The following is a 22,668-nucleotide window of genomic DNA, read 5'->3' on the forward strand; positions in this document are numbered from 1 at the left end:
GCCGGGCGGACGTCGCCGGTCGTGCGGCACCTGCGAACTGAAAGAGATCTGGAGAGTCCGATGAGCACGTCCACCAACAAGTACGTCGAGGCGCTGCGGTCCTCCCTGAAGGAGATCGAGCGGCTCCGTCAGCAGAACCAGCAACTGGTGGCTGCTGCCGAGGAGCCCATCGCCGTCGTCGGGATCGGCTGCCGCTACCCCGGCGGCGTGACCTCCCCCGAGGACCTGTGGGAGCTGGTCACCGAGGGCCGCGACGTGATGGCCGCCTTCCCCGCCGACCGCGGCTGGGACCTGGAGCGCCTCGCCGGGGACGGCCCCGGCCGCAGCCTCGCCCAAGAGGGCGGGTTCCTCTACGACATGGCGGACTTCGACCCCGGGTTCTTCGGGATCTCCCCGCGTGAGGCCGTCGCCATGGACCCCCAGCAGCGGCTGCTGCTGGAAGTCGCCTGGGAGGCCCTGGAGCGCGCCGGCATCGACCCGGACACGCTGCGCGGCAGCCGCGCCGGCGTGTTCGTCGGCACGGCCGGACAGGACTACGCCGCGGTCATCAAGGCGTCCGACGAGGACGCCGAGCTGTACTCGACCACCGGGCACGCGGCGAGTGTCATCTCGGGCCGGCTCTCCTACACACTCGGCGCCGAGGGACCGGCCGTCACGGTCGACACCGCCTGCTCCTCCTCGCTGGTCGCCCTGCACTGGGCCGCGCAGTCGCTGCGCAACGGCGAGTGCTCCATGGCCCTGGCGGGCGGCGCCTCCGTGATGGCGACGCCCGGACCGTTCGTCTCCTTCACCGCCCAGAGCGGTATGGCCGCCGACGGCCGCTGCAAGTCGTTCTCCCAGGACGCGGACGGCACCGGCTGGGGCGAGGGCGCGGCCGTCCTCGTACTGGAACGCCTCTCGGACGCCCAGCGGGCCGGCCACCCGGTCCTGGCTGTCCTGCGCGGCAGCGCGATCAACCAGGACGGCGCGTCCAACGGCCTGTCCGCACCGCACGGCCCCTCACAGCGGCGTGTCATCCGCGCCGCCCTGGAGAACGCCCGGCTGGCGCCCGCCGAGGTGGACATCGTGGAGGCGCACGGTACGGGGACGACACTCGGCGACCCGATCGAGGCGCAGGCCCTGCTGGCCACCTACGGCCAGGACCGTGAACGGCCACTGCGGCTGGGGTCGGTCAAGTCGAACATCGGGCACACCCAGGCGGCCTCGGGCGCCGCCGGTGTCATCAAGATGATCATGGCGATGCGGCATGGACTGATGCCGCGCAGCCTGCACGTGGGCGAGCCCTCCCACGACGTGGACTGGACCACCGGCTCCATCGAACTGCTCGACCGGCCCGTCGCCTGGCCCGAGACGGGGCGCGCCCGGCGCGCCGCCGTCTCCTCCTTCGGCGTCAGTGGCACCAACGCGCATGTGATCCTCGAACAGGCCCCGCCGGCCACCGAGAACACCCCCGCCGAGGACTCCGCGCTGCCCGGTGTCATCCCCTGGGCCCTCTCCGGACGGTCCGCCGCCGCCCTGGCCGACCAGCGCGCCAGGCTGCTCTCCTTCATCGAGCGCAACCCCGGGACCCGGCCCGCCGATATCGGCCACTCCCTCGCCACGGGGCGCTCGGTCTTCGAGTACCGGTCCGTACTGCTCGCCGACGCCACCGGTGCCGCCGAACCCCCCACCGTGCTCGCCGACGGCGTCGCCGACGAGGGCCCGCTCGCCGTGCTCTTCTCCGGCCAGGGCTCCCAGCGCCTCGGCATGGGGCGCGAACTCCACACCCGGTTCCCGGTGTTCGCCGAAGCCTTCGACCGCGTCGCCGACGCGCTCGACCCCCATCTCGACCGTCCGCTGCGCGACATCGTCTGGGGTACCGACCCCGACCTCCTCAACGAGACCCGCTGGACGCAGCCCGCGCTCTTCGCCGTCGAGGTCGCGCTCCACCGCCTCGTCGCCTCGCTCGGTGTCACCCCCGACTTCGTCGGCGGCCACTCCATCGGTGAGATCACGGCCGCCCATGTGGCGGGCGTGTTCTCGCTGGAGGACGCCTGCCGTCTCGTCGCCGCCCGCGCCTCGCTGATGGCGGCCCTGCCCGCCGGCGGCGTCATGGTCGCCGTACGGGCCACCGAGGACGAGGTCGCCGCGCGGCTCGCCGACGTCGGCGAACAGGTGTCGATCGCCGCCGTCAACGGACCCACGTCCGTGGTGATCGCCGGTGACGAGAGCGCCGTACAGGCCATCACCGCCCACTTCGAGGAACAAGGCCGCAAGACCAGCCGGCTGCGCGTCTCACACGCCTTCCACTCGCCGCTCATGGAACCGATGCTGACGGAGTTCCGCGCCGTCGCCGAGAGCCTCACGTACGAGGAACCCACGATCCCCGTCGTGTCGAACGTGACCGGGCGGATCGCCGACGTCGCGGAGCTGTGCTCCGCCGCCTACTGGGTACGGCATGTGCGCGAGGCCGTACGGTTCGCCGACGGCGTCCGCACCCTCACCGGACGCGGCGTCACCACCCTGCTGGAGCTCGGCCCCGACGGAGTCCTCTCCGCCATGGCACAGGACTCGCTGACGGAGCGGGCGGCGATGGTGCCGCTGCTGCGCAAGGACCGCCCGGAGGAACTGGCCGCGGTCACCGCCCTCGCACGGATCCACGTCCGGGGCGCCACCGTACGGTGGGCCGGTCTCTACGACGGCTCCGGCGCCCGCCGCGTCGACCTGCCCACCTACCCGTTCCAGCGCCGGCGCTACTGGCCGGCCGGCACGCCCGACACGGCCGGCGACGTGCGCGCCGCCGGGCTCGGCGCCGCCGGACACCCGCTGCTCGGCGCGGCCGTCGAACTGGCCGACGGCGAGGGCGCGCTGTTCACCAGCCGGCTGTCCACGCGGTCCCACCCCTGGCTCGCCGACCACGGCGTACGGGGCCGCGCCCTGCTGCCAGGAACGGCCTTCGTCGAACTGGCCATCCGCGCCGGTGACGAGGTCGACTGCGGCCGGGTCGAGGAACTGGCCCTCGCCGCCCCGCTCGCACTGCCCGAGCACGGCGCCGTCCAGCTCCAGGTACGCGTCGGCGCCGCCGACACCGCGGGACGCCGCCCGCTGGGCATCTACTCGCGCGTCGAGGACGGCTTCGACCTCCCCTGGTCGCGGCACGCCACCGGTGTCGTCGCCCCCGGCACGGGCGCCCCCGACCCCGGCTTCGACGCCACCGTATGGCCGCCCGCCGGCGCGGAACCCGTCGACCTCGACGGCTGCTACGAACGGCTCGCCGGACTCGGCTTCGACTACGGCCCCGTCTTCCAGGGCCTGCGCGCCGCCTGGCGGCTCGGTGACGAGGTGTACGCCGACGTCACCCTCCCGGAGGGCGCGGGCACCGACGCGAGCGCCTTCGGCCTCCACCCGGCGCTGCTCGACGCCGCCCAGCACGCGGCGGCCTTCACCGACCTCGGCGCGATCAGCCGGGGCGGTCTGCCGTTCGCCTGGGAGGGCGTGTCACTCATCGCCTCCGGTGCCACGGCGGTACGCGCCCGGCTGTCCCCGGCGGGCGACGACACCGTCTCCATCGCGGTGTACGACGCGGCGGGCGGCCCGGTCCTCTCCGTGGACTCCCTCGTCTCCCGCTCGGTCCCCACCGAGAGCCTCGACAACACCGCCGCGGTGCACCGGGATTCGCTGTTCCGCGTGGAGTGGACCGCGGTGAAGGGCACGGCCCCGGCCGGCCCCGACGCGGTGGCGGTGATCGGCGCCGACCCGCTCGGCCTGGCCGGCGCGCTGCGTACGGGGGGCGCCGCGGTGACGGCCCACCCCGATCTGGACGCGCTCGCGGCCTCGGACGGCCCGGTTCCCGGCATGGTTCTGATCGCCGCCGTCGGCGCACCCGCCGACGCGGACGAGGGCGTCGTGGCGGCGACCCATGCCCTGGGCGCCCGCGTCCTCGGAGACATACAGCGGTGGCTGGACGAGGACCGGTTCGCCGACGCGCGCCTGGTGTTCGTCACCCACGGCGCGCTGACGGGCGACGACCTCGCCGCCGCCTCGGTCCACGGCCTCGTACGCACGGCCAGGACAGAGAACCCGGGACGCTTCGGCCTCCTGGACCTGGGACTTCCGAGCCGGGCTGGACTTCCGAGCCGGGCTGGACTCTCGCGACACGCCCCGGACCCCGGCACGGCCTCACTCCCCCCGGAGGCCGTGCCGGCCATCCTCGTCTCCGCCCTCGCGACCGCGGCCGACGAACCCGACCTCGCGGTACGCGATGGAGAACTGCTCGCCGCCCGGCTGACCCGCGTCCCCGTCCCCGCCCCCGAGGAGCGGGCCGCCTGGGATCCCGAGGGCACCGTCCTCATCACCGGCGGCACCGGCGGACTCGGCGGCGTCCTCGCCCGGCACCTGGTTGCCGAGCACGGCGTACGGCACCTGCTGCTCGTCAGCCGCCGCGGCCCCGCCGCCGACGGCGCCGAGACGCTCAAGGCCGAACTCACCGCACAGGGCGCCCAGGTGACCGTCGCCCCCTGCGATGTCACCGACCGGACCGCTCTCGCGGAACTGCTGGCGACCGTCCCCGCCGGGCACCCGCTCACCGCCGTCGTCCACACCGCCGGAGTCGTCGACGACGGCGTCATCGGCTCGCTCACCCCTGCGCGGCTCGACAGCGTGCTGCGCCCCAAGGTCGACGCCGCCTGGAACCTCCATGACCTGACCCGCGGACTCGACCTGGCCGCGTTCGTGCTCTTCTCCTCCGTCGCCGCCACCCTCGGCAGCCCCGGCCAGGCCAACTACGCGGCCGGGAACGCCTTCCTGGACGCGCTCGCCACCCACCGCCGCGACAGCGGACTGCCCGGCCTCGCCCTCGCCTGGGGCCCCTGGACCCAGAGCGTCGGCATGACCAGGACACTCACCGACATCGATGTGGAGCGCATCGCGCGCTCCGGCATGCCGCCGCTCACCGTCGACCAGGGCGTGGCGCTCTTCGACGCCGCCCTCGCCACCGACGCGCCGGCCGTCGCCCCCGTACGCCTCGACCTGCCCGTCCTGCGTACCCAGGGCGAGATTCCGCCCCTGCTGCGCGGTCTCATCCGCACCCCCGGCAGGCGCGCCGCCGCCCAGGTCTCGGAGACGGCCGGCGGCCTCGCCCAGCGGCTCACCGGACTCACCGCCGCCGAACGCCGCGAGATCCTTCTCGACCTCGTACGCGGCCAGGTCGCGCAGGTGCTCGGCCACGCGGACGCCGCGGAGGTCGAGGAGTCCCGCCAGTTCCAGGACCTCGGCTTCGACTCGCTGACGGCGGTCGAACTGCGCAACGGCCTCAACGCCGTGACCGGCCTGCGGCTGCCCGCGACCATGGTCTTCGACTACCCGACCCCGAGCGCCCTCGCCGACCATATGCGCGACGAACTGCTCGGCACCGAAGCCGAAGCACCGGCCGCGCCGGCAGCCGCGCCCTCGCCGGTCACCGACGACCCCATCGTGATCGTCGGCATGGCCTGCCGCTACCCGGGCGGGGTGACCTCGCCCGAAGACCTCTGGCGGCTCGTCACGGAGGGCGGCGACGCCATCTCCGGCTTCCCCACCAACCGCGGCTGGGACCTCGACGGCCTCTACGACCCGGACCCCGACCACCCCGGCAGGACCCATGTCCGCGAAGGCGGATTCCTGCACACGGCGGGCGAGTTCGACCCGGACTTCTTCGGGATGTCGCCGCGTGAGGCCATGGCCACCGACTCGCAGCAGCGCCTGCTGCTCGAACTCTCCTGGGAAGCCGTCGAACGGGCCGGTATCGACCCCGTCTCGCTGCGCGACAGCCGGACCGGTGTGTTCGCCGGGGTCATGTACAACGACTACGGGCCGCTGCTCACCGGCGAGGAGTACGAAGCCTTCCGCGGCAACGGCAGTGCGCCGAGCGTGGCCTCCGGCCGTGTCTCCTACACGCTGGGGCTCGAAGGCCCGGCGGTGACCGTGGACACCGCCTGCTCCTCCTCCCTGGTCGGCATGCATCTGGCCGCGCAGGCCCTGCGGAGCGGTGAATGCTCGCTGGCGCTCGCCGGCGGTGTCACCGTCATGTCCACCCCGAGCACCTTCGTCGAGTTCTCCCGGGCGCGCGGCCTGGCCCCCGACGGCCGCTCCAAGGCGTTCTCCGAATCGGCCGACGGCGTCGCCTGGTCGGAGGGCGTCGGGATGCTGGTACTTGAGCGGCTGTCGGACGCGCGCCGCAACGGCCACCAGGTGCTCGCCCTGCTGCGCGGCAGCGCGATCAACCAGGACGGCGCGTCGAACGGTCTGACCGCCCCGAACGGCCCTTCGCAGCAGCGGGTGATCCGGCAGGCACTCGCCGGCGGCGGACTGGCTGCGGACGAGGTCGATGTGGTGGAGGCGCACGGTACGGGTACGACACTGGGCGACCCGATCGAGGCACAGGCGCTGCTGGCCACGTACGGGCGTGACCGCGACCCGGAGCGTCCGCTGCTGCTCGGTTCCGTGAAGTCCAACATCGGTCACACCCAGGCCGCCGCGGGCGTCGCCGGTGTGATCAAGATGGTGATGGCGATGCGGCACGGAGTGCTGCCGCGGACGCTCCATGTGACGGAGCCCTCCACGCATGTGGACTGGTCGGCGGGCGCGGTGGAGCTGCTGACGGAGCCGGTCGAGTGGCCGGAGGCCGGTCGTCCGCGTCGGGCGGGTGTCTCGTCGTTCGGGATCAGTGGGACGAACGCCCACGTCATCCTGGAGCAGCCGCCCACCGTCCTTCGGGGAAGGGCGCTCGCCGGGTCCGAGGCCCCGGCTGTGGAGCCGGGCGTGGTGCCGTGGGTGCTTTCGGGCAGGACGCCCGGTGCGCTGGCGGATCAGGCACGACAGCTGCTGTCCCTCGTCGGGCCGGGCCCGGAAGCACGCCCGGTGGACGTCGGCTTCTCGCTGGCGACGGGCCGTTCGGTGTTCGACCACCGCGCCGTGGTCCTGGCGGGCGACCCCGCCGACACGGAGCGCGCGCTGACGGCGCTGGCGGCCAGTGAACCCGACGCGGTGGCCGTGTCGGGAGCGGTGGCGACCGGTAAGCGTGCCTTCCTCTTCTCGGGTCAGGGCAGTCAGCGGCTGGGGATGGGGCGTGAGTTGTATGAGCGCTTCCCGGTGTTCGCGGAGGCGTTGGACTCCGTACTGGCCGTGTTGGAGGCCGAGTTGGGGCGGTCGCTGCGTGAGGTGATGTGGGGTGAGGACGCCGAGCTGCTGAATGACACGGGGTTTACTCAGCCCGCGTTGTTCGCGGTCGAGGTGGCGTTGTTCCGGCTGGTGGAGTCGTGGGGTGTGCGGCCGGACTTTGTGGCGGGTCATTCGATCGGTGAGATCGCGGCGGCGCATGTGGCGGGGGTGTTCTCGTTGGAGGACGCCTGCACACTCGTGGTCGCGCGGGCGAAGCTGATGCGGGCGCTGCCGGCCGGTGGCGCGATGGTCGCGGTACGGGCGACGGAGGACGAGGTGCTTCCCCTGCTGTCGGGCGAGGTGTCCGTCGCCGCCGTCAACGGCCCCTCGTCCGTGGTGATTTCCGGCGCGGAGGACACCGTGCTGGAGATCGCGGCGCGGCTGGGGGAGCAGGGCCGCAAGACGAGCAGGCTCCGGGTCTCGGGCGCCTTCCACTCGCCGTTGATGGACCCGATGCTGGACGAGTTCCGCGCGGTGGCCGAGGGACTGGCGTACGAGGCACCGCGTATCCCCGTGGTGTCGAATCTGACGGGCGCTCTGGCATCGGCCGAGGAGCTGTGCTCGGCCGAGTACTGGGTACGGCATGTCCGCGAGGCCGTCCGCTTCGCCGATGGCGTACGCACCCTCGGTGACCGGGGTGTGACCACCTTCCTGGAGCTGGGCCCGGACGGGGTGCTGTCGGCCATGGCCCAGGAGTCCGCACCGGACGGCGCCGTGACCGTACCCCTGCTCCGCGAGAACCGGGCGGAAGAGCTCACCGCGCTCACCGCCCTCGCGCGGCTGTACGTACGGGGCGTGCCCGTCGACTGGGCGGCCGTGTTCGCCGGGACCGGCGCCTCCCGGGTCGATGTGCCCACCTACCCCTTCCAGCATCAGTGGATCTGGCCGGCCGGTCCCCAGGCCGGTGCCGCCGGTGACGTGCGTGCCGCCGGACTCGGTTCGGCCGAGCACCCGTTGCTCGGTGCGGCGGTCGAACTCGCCGAGGGCGAGGGCGCGTTGTTCACCGGACGGCTGTCCGTCCAGTCGCACCCCTGGCTCGCCGACCACGCGGTCATGGGCCGGATCCTGCTGCCGGGCACCGCCCTGCTTGAGCTGGCGTTCCGCGCCGGTGACGAGGTCGGCTGCGACCGGGTCGAGGAGCTGACGCTCGCCGCGCCGCTGGTGCTCCCGGAGCGGGGTGCGGTCCAGGTACAGGTGCGGGTCGGGGTCGCGGACGACGCGGACCGGCGCTCGATCACCGTGCACTCCCGGCTCGACGGCGCCGACGAGCGGTCGTGGACCCAGCACGCCATGGGTGTGCTGACCACCGGAGGCCGGACGCCCGGCAATGGCTTCGACGCGACGGTGTGGCCGCCGGAGGGCGCCGAGGCGCTGGAGGCGGAGGGCTGCTACGAGCGGTTCGCCGAGCTCGGGTTCGCGTACGGCCCGGTGTTCCAGGGCCTGCGCGCCGCCTGGCGGCGCGACGACGAGATCTTCGCGGAGGTGAGGCTCCCGGAGAGCGCGGAGGGCGACGCCGCCGCGTTCGGTCTGCACCCCGCGCTGCTCGATTCCGCGCTGCACGCCTCGCTCCTCGCGGGCGACGGCGAGGAGGGTACGGGAGGACTGCCGTTCTCCTGGGAGGGCGCGTCGCTCTACGCCACGGGCGCCTCCGCGACACGGGTCCGCATCACCCCGGCCGCCGGCCGGGGCGCGGTGTCGATCGCGGTCGCCGACCTGTCGGGAGAGCCGGTCGCCTCGGTCGACTCGCTGCTCGTACGGGCCGTGTCGAGCGCGGAGCTGAGCGAAGACGCCGCGCTGGCCAAGGACGCGCTGTTCGGCCTCGACTGGGTGCCGGTTCCGGTGTCTGTGCCGGTGACTGGTGCGTCGGGTACGGAAGTGCCGGAAGCGGTCGCACTGGTGGGGCCCGACGCGTTCGGGCTCGCCGACACACTGGCGGCCTCCGGGGCGCGCGTCGAGACATACGCCGATCTGGCCGCGCTGACGGCGGGGGAGTCCCCGGTGCCGGACGCGGTGCTGGTCGCCGTGTCCGGGGACCCGGACGGCGTGGCGGAGTCCGCCCACGCGCTGACCACCGGCGTACTGGCGCTCGCGCAGGGCTGGCTGGCCGAGGAGCGGTTCGCCGGCTCGCGACTGGTGTTCGTCACCAGGGGCGCGATGGCGGCCGGTGACGAGGAGGCCACCGATATCGCGGCGGCCTCGGTCTGGGGACTGATCCGCTCCGCGCAGACCGAGAACCCCGGCTGCTTCGGCCTGGTGGACCTCGGCCTCACGGACGACGGCGCCACGCGACTCGCGCGCTCCCTCACCACGGACGAGCCCCAGGTGGCGATCCGTGACGGAGCGATCCTGGCGGGCCGGCTCGCGCGACTGGATTCGGGTACGGGCCTGGTGCCCCCGGCCGGAGTGCCCTGGCGGCTCGACAGCGAGACACAGGGCAGTCTTGACGGGCTGACCCTGGCCCCGTTCCCCGAGGTCCTCGATCCGCTGACCGGCAGCGAGGTGCGTATCGACGTACGGGCCGCCGGTGTCAACTTCCGCGATGTCCTCAAGGCCCTCGACATGTACCCCGGCGACGCCGGACGCATGGGGCGCGAGGCCGCGGGCGTGGTGACCGAAGTGGGTCCCGACGTGACCGGGCTGCGGCCCGGCGACCCGGTGACCGGCCTGGTGTCCGGCGGCTTCGGCTCGCTGGTCGTCGGCGACGCACGGCTGCTCACCCGGCTGCCCGACGGCTGGTCGTGGGAGACGGCGGCCTCGATGCCGCTGGTGTTCCTGACCGCGTACTACGCGCTGGTGGAGTTGGGCGGGTTGCGGCGTGGGGAGAGGGTGCTGATCCATGCCGGTGCGGGTGGTGTGGGTATGGCGGCGATTCAGGTGGCGAATCATCTGGGTGCCGAGGTGTTCGCGACGGCGAGTGAGGGCAAGTGGGATGTTCTGCGGTCGCTGGGGGTCGCTGACGATCACATCGCGTCGTCGCGTACGACGGAGTTCGAGGCGGCGTTCGCGGGGGTCACGGGTGGTGGGGGCGTCGATGTCGTACTGAACTCGCTGGCCGGTGAGTTCGTGGACGCGTCGCTGCGGCTGGTGGGTTCCGGTGGCCGGTTCCTGGAGATGGGCAAGACGGATATCCGGGATGCCGCAGATGTGCCGGACGGTGTGGACTACCAGGCCTTCGACCTCGGCTGGGTGGAGCCGGACGGTATCCAGCGGATGCTGGTCGCCGTCATGGACCTGTTCCAGCAGGGTGCGCTGGAGCCGCTGCCGGTGCGGTCGTGGGACGTACGGCGGGCACGTGACGCGTTCCGCTTCATGAGCATGGCCAGGCATGTCGGCAAGATCGTGCTCACCATGCCGGCCGTGTGGAACCCCGAGGGTACGGTCCTGATCACCGGTGGCACGGGCGGTCTGGGCGGCGTACTGGCACGGCACCTGGTGGCCGAACGGGGCGTACGACACCTCGTGCTCACCAGCAGGCGCGGGCTCTCCGCCGAGGGAGCCCCGGAGCTTGTCGCGGAACTGACGGCACAGGGCGCCACGGTGTCCGTCGAAGCCTGTGATGTCGCGGACCGCGACGCCTTGGCAGAGCTGCTGGGCGCCATCCCGGCCGAGCACCCGCTGACGGCCGTGGTGCACACGGCGGGCGTGCTCGACGACGGCATCATCGGTTCACTGACCTCCGAACGGCTGGCCCGGGTGCTGCGGCCGAAGGTCGACGCGGCCTGGCATCTGCACGAACTGACCCGGGACCTCGACCTGGCCGCGTTCGTGGTCTTCTCCTCGGTCTCCGGCGTGATCGGCGGCGCGGGGCAGGCCAACTACGCGGCGGGCAACGCCTTCCTGGACGCGCTCGCCGCACACCGTCAGTCGGCGGGCCTGCCGGGAGTCTCGCTCGCCTGGGGCGCCTGGAACCAGGGCGCGGGCATGACGAGCGGCCTCGGCGAGGCCGATCTGCGCCGGGCCGCCGAGGCAGGCATGCCCCTGCTCTCGGTCGACCAGGGCGTATCACTGTTCGACGCCGCACTCGCCACCGGCCAGGCGGCGGTGGCACCCGTACAGCTCGACCTGTCGGTGCTCCGCGCGCAAGGTACCGTCCCGTCGCTGCTGCGGGGGCTCGTCCGGACAACCGCCCGGCGCACGGCGGTCGCGGGGCCGGGAACCGGCACGGATGCCGGACTCGCCGCGCGCCTCGGCAGGCTGGAGCGCGCCGAACGGCACGAAACGCTGCTCACGCTCGTACGCGGGCAGGCGGCGCTGGTGCTCGGCCACGCGAGCGGCGACGGGGTCGACCCGGCGCGGGCATTCCGCGACCTGGGCTTCGACTCCCTCACGGCGGTGGAGCTGCGCAACCGGCTCAACACGGCGACCGGACTGCGGCTGCCCGCCACGATGGTCTTCGACTATCCGACGGTCGAGGCACTGGCCGAGCATCTGCTCGACGAACTGGTCGGCCCGGACGCGGACATGACCACGGACGCGGCGGCGCCCGAACTCTCCCGGGCCCTGCTCGACGACGATCCGGTCGTGGTCGTCGGCATGAGCTGCCGCTTCCCCGGCGGCATCGGATCGCCGGAGGATCTGTGGCGGGTGGTCACCGAGGGCGCCGACGTCGTCTCCGACTTCCCGGTGAACCGTGGCTGGGACGTCGACGCGCTCTACAACCCCGACCCGGAGCACATGGGCACCTCGTACACGCGGCAGGGCGGATTCCTGCATGACGCGGGCGAGTTCGACCCGGCGTTCTTCGGAATGTCGCCGCGTGAGGCGATGGCGACGGACTCGCAGCAGCGGCTGCTGTTGGAGACATCGTGGGAGGCGATCGAGCGGGCCGGCATCGACCCGGTGTCACTGCGCGACAGCCAGACCGGGGTGTTCGCCGGTGTGATGTACGGCGGCTACAACACCACCCTGAGCGGAAAGGAGTTCGAAGGCTTCCAGGGCCAGGGGAGCGCGCTGAGCGTGGCCTCGGGCCGGGTCTCGTACACCTTCGGATTCGAGGGCCCCGCCGTCACGGTGGACACGGCGTGCTCGTCGTCACTGGTGGCGATGCATCTGGCCGCGCAGGCGCTGCGCAGCGGTGAGTGCTCGCTGGCGCTGGCCGGCGGTGTGACCGTGATGTCGATCCCCGACACCTTCGTGGAGTTCTCCCGGCAGCGGGGCCTGGCCCCCGACGGCCGGTCGAAGCCGTTCTCCGAGTCGGCCGACGGCGTCGGCTGGTCCGAGGGCATCGGCATGCTCCTCCTGGAGCGGCTGTCCGACGCGCGGCGCAACGGTCACGAGATCCTCGCCGTGGTCCGTGGCTCGGCCGTCAACCAGGACGGCGCGTCGAACGGTCTGACCGCCCCGAACGGCCCGTCGCAGCAGCGCGTGATCCGTCAGGCGCTCGCGAGTGGCGGACTGTCGCCCGCCGATGTGGACGCGGTGGAGGCGCACGGTACGGGTACGACGCTGGGCGACCCGATCGAGGCGCAGGCCCTGCTCGCCACGTACGGCCGCGATCGTGACCCGGAGCGTCCGCTGCTGCTCGGCTCGGTGAAGTCGAACCTGGGACACACCCAGGCCGCCGCCGGCGCCGCCGGTGTGATCAAGATGATCATGGCGATGCGCCATGGCGTGCTGCCGCGGACGCTGAACGTGACCGAGCCGTCGTCGCATGTCGACTGGTCGGCGGGCGCGGTGGAGCTGCTGACGGAGTCCGCGCAGTGGCCGGAGACCGATCGGGCGCGCCGGGCGGGTGTCTCGTCGTTCGGGATCAGTGGCACGAACGCCCACATCATCCTGGAACAGCCGGTGACGGTGATCCGGGGAACGGTGGTTGCCAGGCCGGAGACTCCCGTCGTGGAGCCGGGTGTGGTGCCGTGGGTGCTCTCGGGCAAGACGCCGGAGGCGCTGCGCGGTCAGGCAGGTCGACTGCTCTCCTACATCCAGGCACGGCCCGAGCTGCGACCGGTGGACATCGGTTTCTCGCTGGCGACGGGCCGGTCGAAGTTCGACCACCGAGCGGTGGTGTCCGCCGGCGAGCGCGCGGAGACGGTGCGAGCGCTGGCGGGCCTGGCGGTCGGCGAACCGGATGCCTTGGCGGTGTCGGGTGCGGTCGTCGGTGGGAAGACGGCGGTGCTGTTCTCGGGTCAGGGCAGTCAGCGGCTCGGTATGGGCCGTGAGCTGTACGGGCGGTTCCCGGTGTTCGCGGAGGCGCTGGACTCCGTACTGGCCGTGTTGGAGGCCGAGTTGGGGCGGTCGCTGCGTGAGGTGATGTGGGGTGGTGATGCCGAGCTGTTGAACGACACGGGCTTCACGCAGCCCGCGTTGTTCGCCGTTGAGGTGGCGCTGTTCCGGTTGGTGGAGTCGTGGGGTGTGCGGCCGGAGTTCGTGGCGGGTCATTCGATCGGTGAGATCGCGGCGGCGTATGTGGCGGGGGTGTTCTCGCTGGAGGATGCGAGCCGTCTGGTGGTGGCGCGTGCGTCGTTGATGCGGGCGTTGCCGGCCGGTGGTGCGATGGTCGCGGTGCGGGCGACGGAGGACGAGGTTCTTCCGTTGCTGGTCGAGCGGGAGGGCCAGGTGTCGGTTGCCGCTGTCAATGGGCCCTCGTCGGTGGTGATCTCGGGCCATGAGGATGTGGTCCTGGAGGTCGCGGCCCGTCTGGAGGAGCAGGGCCGTAAGGCCACGTGGCTGCGGGTGTCGCACGCTTTCCATTCACCTCTGATGCGGCCGATGCTGGATGACTTCCGTACGGTTGCGGAGGGGTTGTCGTTCGAGGCTCCGCGTATCCCGGTGGTGTCGAATCTGACAGGTGGTCTGGCGTCGGCGGAGGAGCTGTGCTCGCCGGAGTACTGGGTACGGCATGTCCGGGACGCCGTGCGCTTCGCGGACGGGGTGCGGACGCTGGCCGAGCAGGGCGTGAGTACCTTCCTGGAGCTGGGGCCGGACGGCGTGCTCTCCGCGATGGCGCGGGAGTCGGTACCGGACGATGCCCTCACGGTGCCGGTCCTCCGTAAGAACCGCGCCGAGGAACTGTCGGCCGTCACCGCGCTCGCCCAGCTGCATGTGCGTGGTGTCGTCGTGGACTGGGCCGGGTTCTTCGCCGGTACCGGGGCGTCACGGGTGGATGTTCCGACGTACGCCTTCGAGCACCAGCCGTTCTGGCCCGGCGGTATGCGCGGCGGCGCCGACGCGGCGGCGATCGGGCTTGTGCCGGCTGGGCATCCGCTGCTCAACGGTGTGGTGGAGCTGGCCGAGGGCGAGGGCGTGCTGCTCACCGGACGGCTGTCGGTGCGCTCGCACGCGTGGCTGGCCGACCACGCGGTGATGGGCCGGGTTTTGGTGCCCGGTACGGCGCTGCTTGAGCTGGCGATCCGGGCTGGTGACGAGGTCGGCTGCGATCGGGTCGAGGAGCTGACGCTCGCCGCGCCGCTGGTGCTCCCGGAGCGGGGTGCGGTGCGGACGCAGGTGCGGGTGGGTGTGGCGGATGAGTTGGGGCGGCGTACGGTCGCGATTCATTCGCGTCTTGAGGGCGAGGTGGAGTCGCTGTGGACGTTGCACGCGTCGGGTGTGCTGGCGGTGGGTGCGGGGTCCGGGGAGGCTGTTGATTTCGATGCGTCGGTCTGGCCGCCGGTGGGTGCGGAGCCGGTGGATCTGGATGGTTTCTACGAGGCTCGGGCGGCCGAGGGCTTCGCGTACGGTCCGGTGTTCCAGGGGCTGAGGGCCGTGTGGAGCCGGGACGGTGAGGTCTTTGCCGAGGTGAGTCTGCCTGACGGTATCGAGGGTGATGCGGAGGCGTTCGGTCTGCATCCGGCGTTGTTTGATGCGGGGCTTCATTCGGCTTGGTTTGTGGGTGGGGTTGATGGGGGGAGTGGTGGTGTCCCGTTCTCGTGGAGCGGGGTGTCGTTGCAGGCGTCGGGGGCTTCTTCGGTGCGGGTGAGGGTGGTCCGTGGGGTTGATGGTGCGGTGTCGATCGCGGTGGCTGATGTGACGGGTGCGCCGGTCGCGTCGGTGGAGTCGTTGGCGATGCGGGCGTTGTCGGCGGAGGCTGTGAGTGATGAGGGTGCGCTGACGAGGGACGCGCTGTTCCGGCTGGACTGGACACCGATGGCTGTCTCATCCATCAGCGTCTCTCAGACGATTGCCGTGGTCGGCCAGGACAGTCTGGGCCTGGTGGAGGCGCTGCGTACGGCGGGAGCCGAGCCCGAACTCGTCGCGGATCTCGTGGCGTTGGGTGCCGGAGGGACTTCGGTGCCGGGTGTGGTGCTGATCCCGGTGGTCGGGGAGCCTGGTGCCGATACGGCGGATGCGGCACGGGCGTTGACGCGTCGGGTGCTGGGACAGCTTCAGGAGCGGTTGGGGGATGAGCGGTTCGGGGAGTCGCGGTTCGTCTTTGTGACGCGGGGCGCGGTCGGAGGCCATGATGTGGCGGCGGCTGCGGTGCGGGGGCTTGTGCGGTCGGCGCAGTCGGAGAATCCGGGCTGTTTCGGTCTGGTCGATCTTGATCCTGCTGGGCCGGTCGTGCTGCCGCTGTCGGCGTTGGGCGCGGACGAGCCGCAGGTGATCGTGAGGGACGGCGAGGTGCTGGCCGGGCGGCTGGTACGTGGTTCGGTGGCTGAGCCTGCTACGAACCCGGTCTGGGATGGCGACGGCAGTGTGCTGATCACTGGTGGTACGGGTGGTCTGGGCGCGGTGGTGGCGCGGCATCTGGTGGCGGAGCATGGAGTGCGCCGGCTGCTGCTGGTGAGCCGCCGGGGTCCGGGCGCCGATGGAGCCGAGGAACTCGTCGCACATCTGGAGCTGCAAGGGACCGAAGTCCGGGTCGAGGCGTGCGATGTCGCGGACCGTGGTGCGTTGGCGGAGTTGCTGGCTCGGCACAGGGTGTCGGCTGTGGTGCATGCGGCGGGTGTGCTGGATGACGGTGTGGTGGGTTCGCTGACGCCGGAGCGGCTGGACAAGGTTCTGCGGCCGAAGGCCGACGCGGCCTGGCACCTGCACGAACTGACCCGTGGACAAGAGCTTTCGGCGTTTGTGGTCTTCTCCTCGGCCGCTGCTCTGTTCGGGAGTGCGGGGCAGGGCAACTATGCGGCGGGTAATGCGTTCCTGGATGCGTTGATGGAGCGCAGGCGGGGTGAGGGTCTGCCGGGTGTGTCGTTGGCGTGGGGTCCGTGGGATCAGTCGGGTGGGATGACGGGGGCGTTGTCGGAGGCGGATACGGGGCGGATGGCTCGTGCGGGTGTGCCGGCGTTGTCGGTGGAGCTGGGCGTGGCTTTGTTCGATGTGGCTGTGGGTTGTGGTGATGCTGTGGTGGCGCCGGTGCGGTTGGATCTGCCGGTGTTGCGTGGGCAGGGTGAGGTTGCGCCGTTGCTGCGGTCGTTGATCCGTTCGCGGTCGCGTCGTGCTGCGGCGGTGGCCGGTTCGGCGACGGCTGCCGGTCTGGTGGAGCGGCTGGCGGGGCTGACGGTGGTGGAGCGTCAGGAGGTGCTGTTGGACCTCGTACGTGGACAGGTCGCGCTCGTTCTTGGCCACGCTGATGGCAACGCGGTCAACCCCGGACGCGCCTTCCGCGAACTCGGCTTCGACTCGCTCACGGCGGTGGAGTTGCGTAACCGGCTGAACACCGCCAGTGGCCTGCGACTGCCCGCGACGATGGCTTTCGACTATCCGACGGTTCAAGCACTGGTCGATCATCTGCTCGATGAACTGCTGGGCTCCGAAGCCGCGGTGGCCGTGCCGGTGGGCACGCGTGCGGCTGCGGTGGCCGACGATCCGATCGTGGTCGTCGGGATGAGCTGCCGGTACCCGGGCGGGGTGGCCTCGCCGGAGGATCTGTGGCGTCTGGTCACCGAAGGCGCGGACGCCATCTCCGGCTTCCCGACGAACCGTGGCTGGGACGTGGACGGGCTGTTCGACCCGGACCCCGACCACATGGGGACGTCGTACACGCGGGAAGGTGGATTCCTGCACACCGCGGACGAGTTCGACCCGGCGTTCTTCGGAATGTCGCCCCGCGAGGCGCTGGCGACGGACTCGCAGCAGCGACTGCTGCTCGAAGCGTCCTGGGAGGCCATCGAGCGGGCCGGGATCGACCCGGTGTCGCTGAAGGGGAGTACGACCGGCGTGTTCGCCGGGGTGATGTACAGCGACTACACCACCTTGCTTGGCGGCCCGGAGTTCGAGGGCTTTCAGGGCGGCGGAAGCACGAGTCTGGCCTCCGGCCGGGTCTCGTACACGCTGGGCCTGGAGGGTCCGGCGGTGACGGTGGACACGGCGTGCTCGTCGTCGCTGGTGGCGATGCACTGGGCGATGCAGGCGCTGCGCAGCGGCGAATGCTCGCTGGCGCTGGCCGGCGGTGTGACCGTGATGTCCACGCCGACCGTCTTCGTCGACTTCTCCCGGCAGCGGGGTCTGTCGCCCGACGGCCGGTGCAAGGCGTTCTCCGAGTCCGCCGATGGCGTGGGCTGGTCGGAGGGTGTCGGCATGCTGGTCCTTGAGCGGCTGTCCGACGCGCGGCGCAATGGCCACCAGGTGCTTGCGGTGGTCCGTGGCTCGGCCGTCAACCAGGACGGTGCGTCGAACGGCCTCACCGCCCCGAACGGCCCGTCGCAGCAGCGGGTGATCCGTCAGGCGCTCGCCAGCGGCGGACTGTCCTTGGACGACGTCGATGTGGTGGAGGCGCATGGTACGGGTACGACGCTGGGTGACCCGATCGAGGCCCAGGCCTTGCTCGCGACGTACGGGCGTGACCGTGACCCGGAGCGTCCGCTGCTGCTGGGTTCGGTGAAGTCGAACATCGGTCATACGCAGGCTGCGGCCGGTGTGGCGGGTGTGATCAAGATGATCATGGCGATGCGCCATGGCGTGCTGCCGCGGACGCTGCATGTGGACGCTCCGTCCTCGCATGTGGACTGGTCGGAAGGCGCGGTGGAGCTGCTGACCGAGCAGACGCGGTGGCCGGAGACCGATCGGGCGCGTCGGGCGGCTGTCTCGTCGTTCGGGATCAGTGGCACGAACGCCCACATCATCCTGGAGCAGCCGGCCACGGTGATCCGGGGAACGGTGGTTGCCAGGCCGGAGACTTCCGTCGTGGAGCCGGGTGTGGTGCCGTGGGTGCTCTCGGGCAAGACGGCCGAGGCGCTGCGCGGCCAGGCCGCCAGGCTGCTTTCCTACGTCCAGTCCGATCCGGAGCCGCGGCCGGTGGATGTCGGCTATTCACTGGCCACGGGCCGGTCGGTTTTCGACAACAGCGCTGTGGTGCTGGCCGGTGAGCCTGCGGAAGCGGTGCGAGCCCTTGCGGCTCTGGCGTCTGGTGATGCGGATCGTTCGGCGGTGTCGGGTGCGGTCGTCGGTGGGAAGACGGCGGTGTTGTTCTCGGGTCAGGGCAGTCAGCGGCTCGGTATGGGCCGTGAGTTGTACGAGCGCTTCCAGGTGTTCGCGGAGGCGTTGGATTCGGTACTCGCCGTGCTGGATGGTGAGTTGGATCGGCCCCTGCGTGAGGTGATGTGGGGTGAGGATGCCGAGCTGTTGAATGACACGGGCTTCACTCAGCCCGCGTTGTTCGCCGTTGAGGTGGCGCTGTTCAGGTTGGTGGAGTCCTGGGGTGTGCGGCCGGAGTTCGTGGCGGGTCATTCGATCGGTGAGATCGCGGCGGCGTATGTGGCGGGGGTGTTCTCGCTGGAGGATGCGAGCCGTCTGGTGGTGGCGCGTGCGTCGTTGATGCGGGCGTTGCCGGCGGGCGGTTCGATGATGGCGGTGCAGGCGACGGAGGAGGAAGTTGTTCCGTTGCTGTCGGACGAGGTGTCGATTGCCGCGATCAATGGTCCCGGTTCGGTTGTCGTGTCGGGTGATGAGGATGCTGTCCTGGCGGTGGCGGCGCGGTTGGCGGAGCGGGGGCGTAAGACCACGCGCCTGCGGGTGTCGCACGCGTTCCATTCACCTCTGATGCGGCCGATGCTGGATGACTTCCGTACGGTTACGGAGGGGTTGTCGTTCGAGGCGCCGCGTATCCCGGTGGTGTCGAATCTGACGGGCGCTCTGGCCTCGGTGGAGGAGCTGTGCTCGCCCGAGTACTGGGTACGGCATGTCCGGGACGCCGTGCGCTTCGCCGATGGGGTGCGGACGCTGGCTGAGCAGGGTGTGGGCACGTTCCTGGAGCTGGGGCCGGACGGTGTGCTGTCCGCCATGGCGCAGGAATCCGTACCGGACGGAGCGGCCACCGTCCCGATCCTCCGCAAGGACCGGCCGGAGGAACTGTCGGCCGTCAGCGCGATGAGCCAATTGCATGTGCGTGGTGTTGTCGTGGACTGGGCCGGGTTCTTCGCCGGTACCGGGGCTTCGTGGGTGGATGTTCCGACGTACGCCTTCGAGCACCAGGCGTTCTGGCCCCCGAGTCTGCGGGGCGGGGCTGACGACGCGGCGGCGATCGGGCTTGTGCCGGCCGGGCATCCGCTGCTCAACGGTGTGGTGGAGCTGGCCGAGGGCGAGGGTGTGCTGCTCACCGGACGGCTCTCCGCCCAGACGCATCCGTGGCTGACCGATCATGCGGTGATGGGTCGTGTTCTTCTCCCCGGCACCGCGTTGCTTGAGCTGGCGATCAGGGCCGGTGACGAGGTCTGCTGCGACCGCGTGGAGGAGCTGACGCTCGCCGCGCCCCTCACCCTGCCCGAGTCCGGCGCTGTACAGACGCAGGTGCGGGTGGGTGTGGCGGATGAGTCGGGGCGGCGTACGGTCGCGATTCATTCGCGTCCTGAGAGTGAGGTGGAGTCGCTGTGGACGTTGCACGCGTCGGGTGTGCTGGCGGTGGGTGCGGGGTCCGGGGCGGCTGTTGATTTCGATGCGTCGGTTTGGCCGCCGGTGGGTGCGGAGCCGGTGGATCTGGATGGTTTCTACGAGGCTCGGGCGGCCGAGGGCTTCGCGTACGGTCCGGTGTTCCAGGGCCTGCGTGCTGCCTGGAGCCTGGGCGGCGAGGTCTTCGCCGAGGTGAGCCTCCCCGAGGACGCACAAGGCGACGCGGAGGCGTTCGGTCTGCATCCGGCGTTGTTTGATGCGGGGCTTCATTCCGCTTGGTTTGTGGGTGGGGTTGATGGGGGGAGTGGTGGTGTCCCGTTCTCGTGGAGCGGGGTGTCGTTGCAGGCGTCGGGGGCTTCTTCGGTGCGGGTGAGGGTGGCTCGTGGGGTTGATGGTGCTGTGTCGATCGCGGTGGCTGATGTGACGGGTGCGCCGGTCGCGTCGGTGGAGTCGTTGGCGATGCGGGCGTTGTCGGCGGAGGCTGTGAGTGATGAGGGTGCGCTGACCAGGGACGCCTTGTTCCGGCTGGACTGGACACCGGTATCCGCTCCGGCAGTCGGCACTTCGCAGACGATCGCCGTGCTCGGCCAGGACACCTTGGATCTCGTCGAGGCGCTGCGTACGGCGGGAGCCGAGCCCCAACTCGTAGCGGATCTCGCGGCGTTGGGTGCCGGAGGGACTTCGGTGCCGGGTGTGGTACTGATCCCGGTGGTCGGGGAGCCTGGTGCCGATACGGCGGATGCGGCACGGGCGTTGACGCGTCGGGTGCTGGGACAGCTTCAGGAGCGGTTGGGGGATGAGCGGTTCGGGGAGTCGCGGTTCGTCTTTGTGACGCGGGGTGCTGTGGGTGGTGTTGATGTGGCGGCGGCTGCGGTGCGGGGGCTTGTGCGGTCGGCGCAGTCGGAGAATCCGGGCTGTTTCGGTCTGGTTGATCTTGATCCGGCTGGGCCGGTCGTGCTGCCGGTGTCGGCGTTGGGCGCGGACGAGCCGCAGGTGATCGTGAGGGACGGCGAGGTGCTGGCCGGGCGGCTGGTACGTGGTTCGGTGGCTGAGCCTGCTACGAACCCGGTCTGGGATGGCGACGGCAGTGTGCTGATCACTGGTGGTACGGGTGGTCTGGGCGCGGTGGTGGCGCGGCATCTGGTGGCGGAGCATGGAGTGCGCCGGCTGCTGCTGGTGAGCCGCCGGGGTGTGGGCGCCGACGGAGCCGAAGCGCTGACCGATGAACTGACGGAGCGCGGCGCCGAGGTGTCGATCGAGGCGTGCGATGTCGCGGACCGTGGTGCGTTGGCGGAGTTGCTGGCTCGGCACAGGGTGTCGGCTGTGGTGCATGCGGCGGGTGTGCTGGATGACGGTGTGGTGGGTTCGCTGACGCCGGAGCGGCTGGACAAGGTTCTGCGGCCGAAGGCCGACGCGGCCTGGCACCTGCATGAACTGACGCGCGGCCACGACCTCTCCGCCTTCGTCGTGTTCTCTTCCATCGCTGCTCTGTTCGGGAGTGCGGGGCAGGGCAATTACGCGGCGGGTAACGCGTTCCTGGATGCGTTGATGGAGCGTCGGCGGGGTGAGGGTTTGCCGGGTGTGTCGTTGGCGTGGGGTCCGTGGGATCAGTCGGGTGGGATGACGGGGGCGTTGTCGGAGGCGGATACGGGGCGGATGGCTCGTGCGGGTGTGCCGGCGTTGTCGGTGGAGCTGGGCGTGGCTTTGTTCGATGTGGCTGTGGGTTGTGGTGATGCTGTGGTGGCGCCGGTGCGGTTGGATCTGCCGGTGTTGCGTGCGCAGGGTGAGGTTGCGCCGTTGCTGCGGTCGTTGATCCGTTCGCGGTCGCGTCGTGCTGCGGCGGTGGCCGGTTCGGCGACGGCTGCCGGTCTGGTGGAGCGGCTGGTGGGGCTGACGGTGGTGGAGCGTCAGGAGGTGCTGTTGGACCTCGTACGTGGACAGGTGGCGCTCGTTCTTGGCCACGCTGATGGCAACGCGGTCAACCCCGGACGCGCATTCCGCGACCTGGGCTTCGACTCATTGACCTCCGTCGAACTCCGCAACCGTCTCAACACCGTGACCGGGCTGCGACTGCCCGCGACGATGGTCTTCGACTACCCGACGGTCGAGACACTGGTCGATCACCTGCTCGATGAACTGCTGGGCTCCGAAGCCGCGGTGGCCGTGCCGGTGGGCACGCGTGTGGGCGCGGTGGCCGACGATCCGATCGTGGTCGTGGGCATGAGCTGCCGCTACCCGGGCGGGGTGGCCTCGCCGGAGGATCTGTGGCGCCTGGTCACCGAAGGCAGCGATGTGATCTCCGCCTTCCCGACGAACCGTGGCTGGGACGTGGACGGGCTGTTCAACCCGGACCCCGACCACAAGGGCACGTCGTACACCCGCTCCGGCGGATTCCTGCATGACGCGGGCGAGTTCGACCCGGCGTTCTTCGGAATGTCGCCGCGTGAGGCGCTGGCGACGGACTCGCAGCAGCGGCTGCTGCTCGAAGCGTCGTGGGAGGCGATCGAGCGGGCCGGGATCGACCCGGTGTCGCTGAAGGGGAGTACGACCGGTGTATTCGCCGGAGTGATGTACAACGACTACAGCGCTGTCCTGGGCGGCCCGGAGTTCGAGGGCTTCCAGGGAAGTGGCAGCTCGCCGAGCCTCGCGTCGGGCCGGGTCTCGTACACGCTGGGCCTGGAGGGTCCGGCGGTGACGGTGGACACGGCGTGCTCGTCGTCGCTGGTGGCG

General features: G+C 71.2%; 1 protein-coding gene (running past one end of the window). It reads left to right on the top strand.

The window, feature by feature from the left end; all coding sequences use genetic code 11:
* Positions 1-60 precede the first annotated feature (60 nt).
* Positions 61-22,668, top strand: partial view of an SDR family NAD(P)-dependent oxidoreductase gene (locus AB0M67_RS14690; protein ID WP_365745715.1) — the 5' portion only. It continues 10,362 nt past the right edge of the window; 22,608 of the gene's 32,970 nt are visible here — the first part of the coding sequence; the start codon lies at positions 61-63; the stop codon falls past the right edge of the window.

Origin of the sequence: Streptomyces sp. NPDC051662 (genome assembly GCF_040681655.1) — a bacterium.
Classification (GTDB): Bacteria; Actinomycetota; Actinomycetes; order Streptomycetales; family Streptomycetaceae; genus Streptomyces.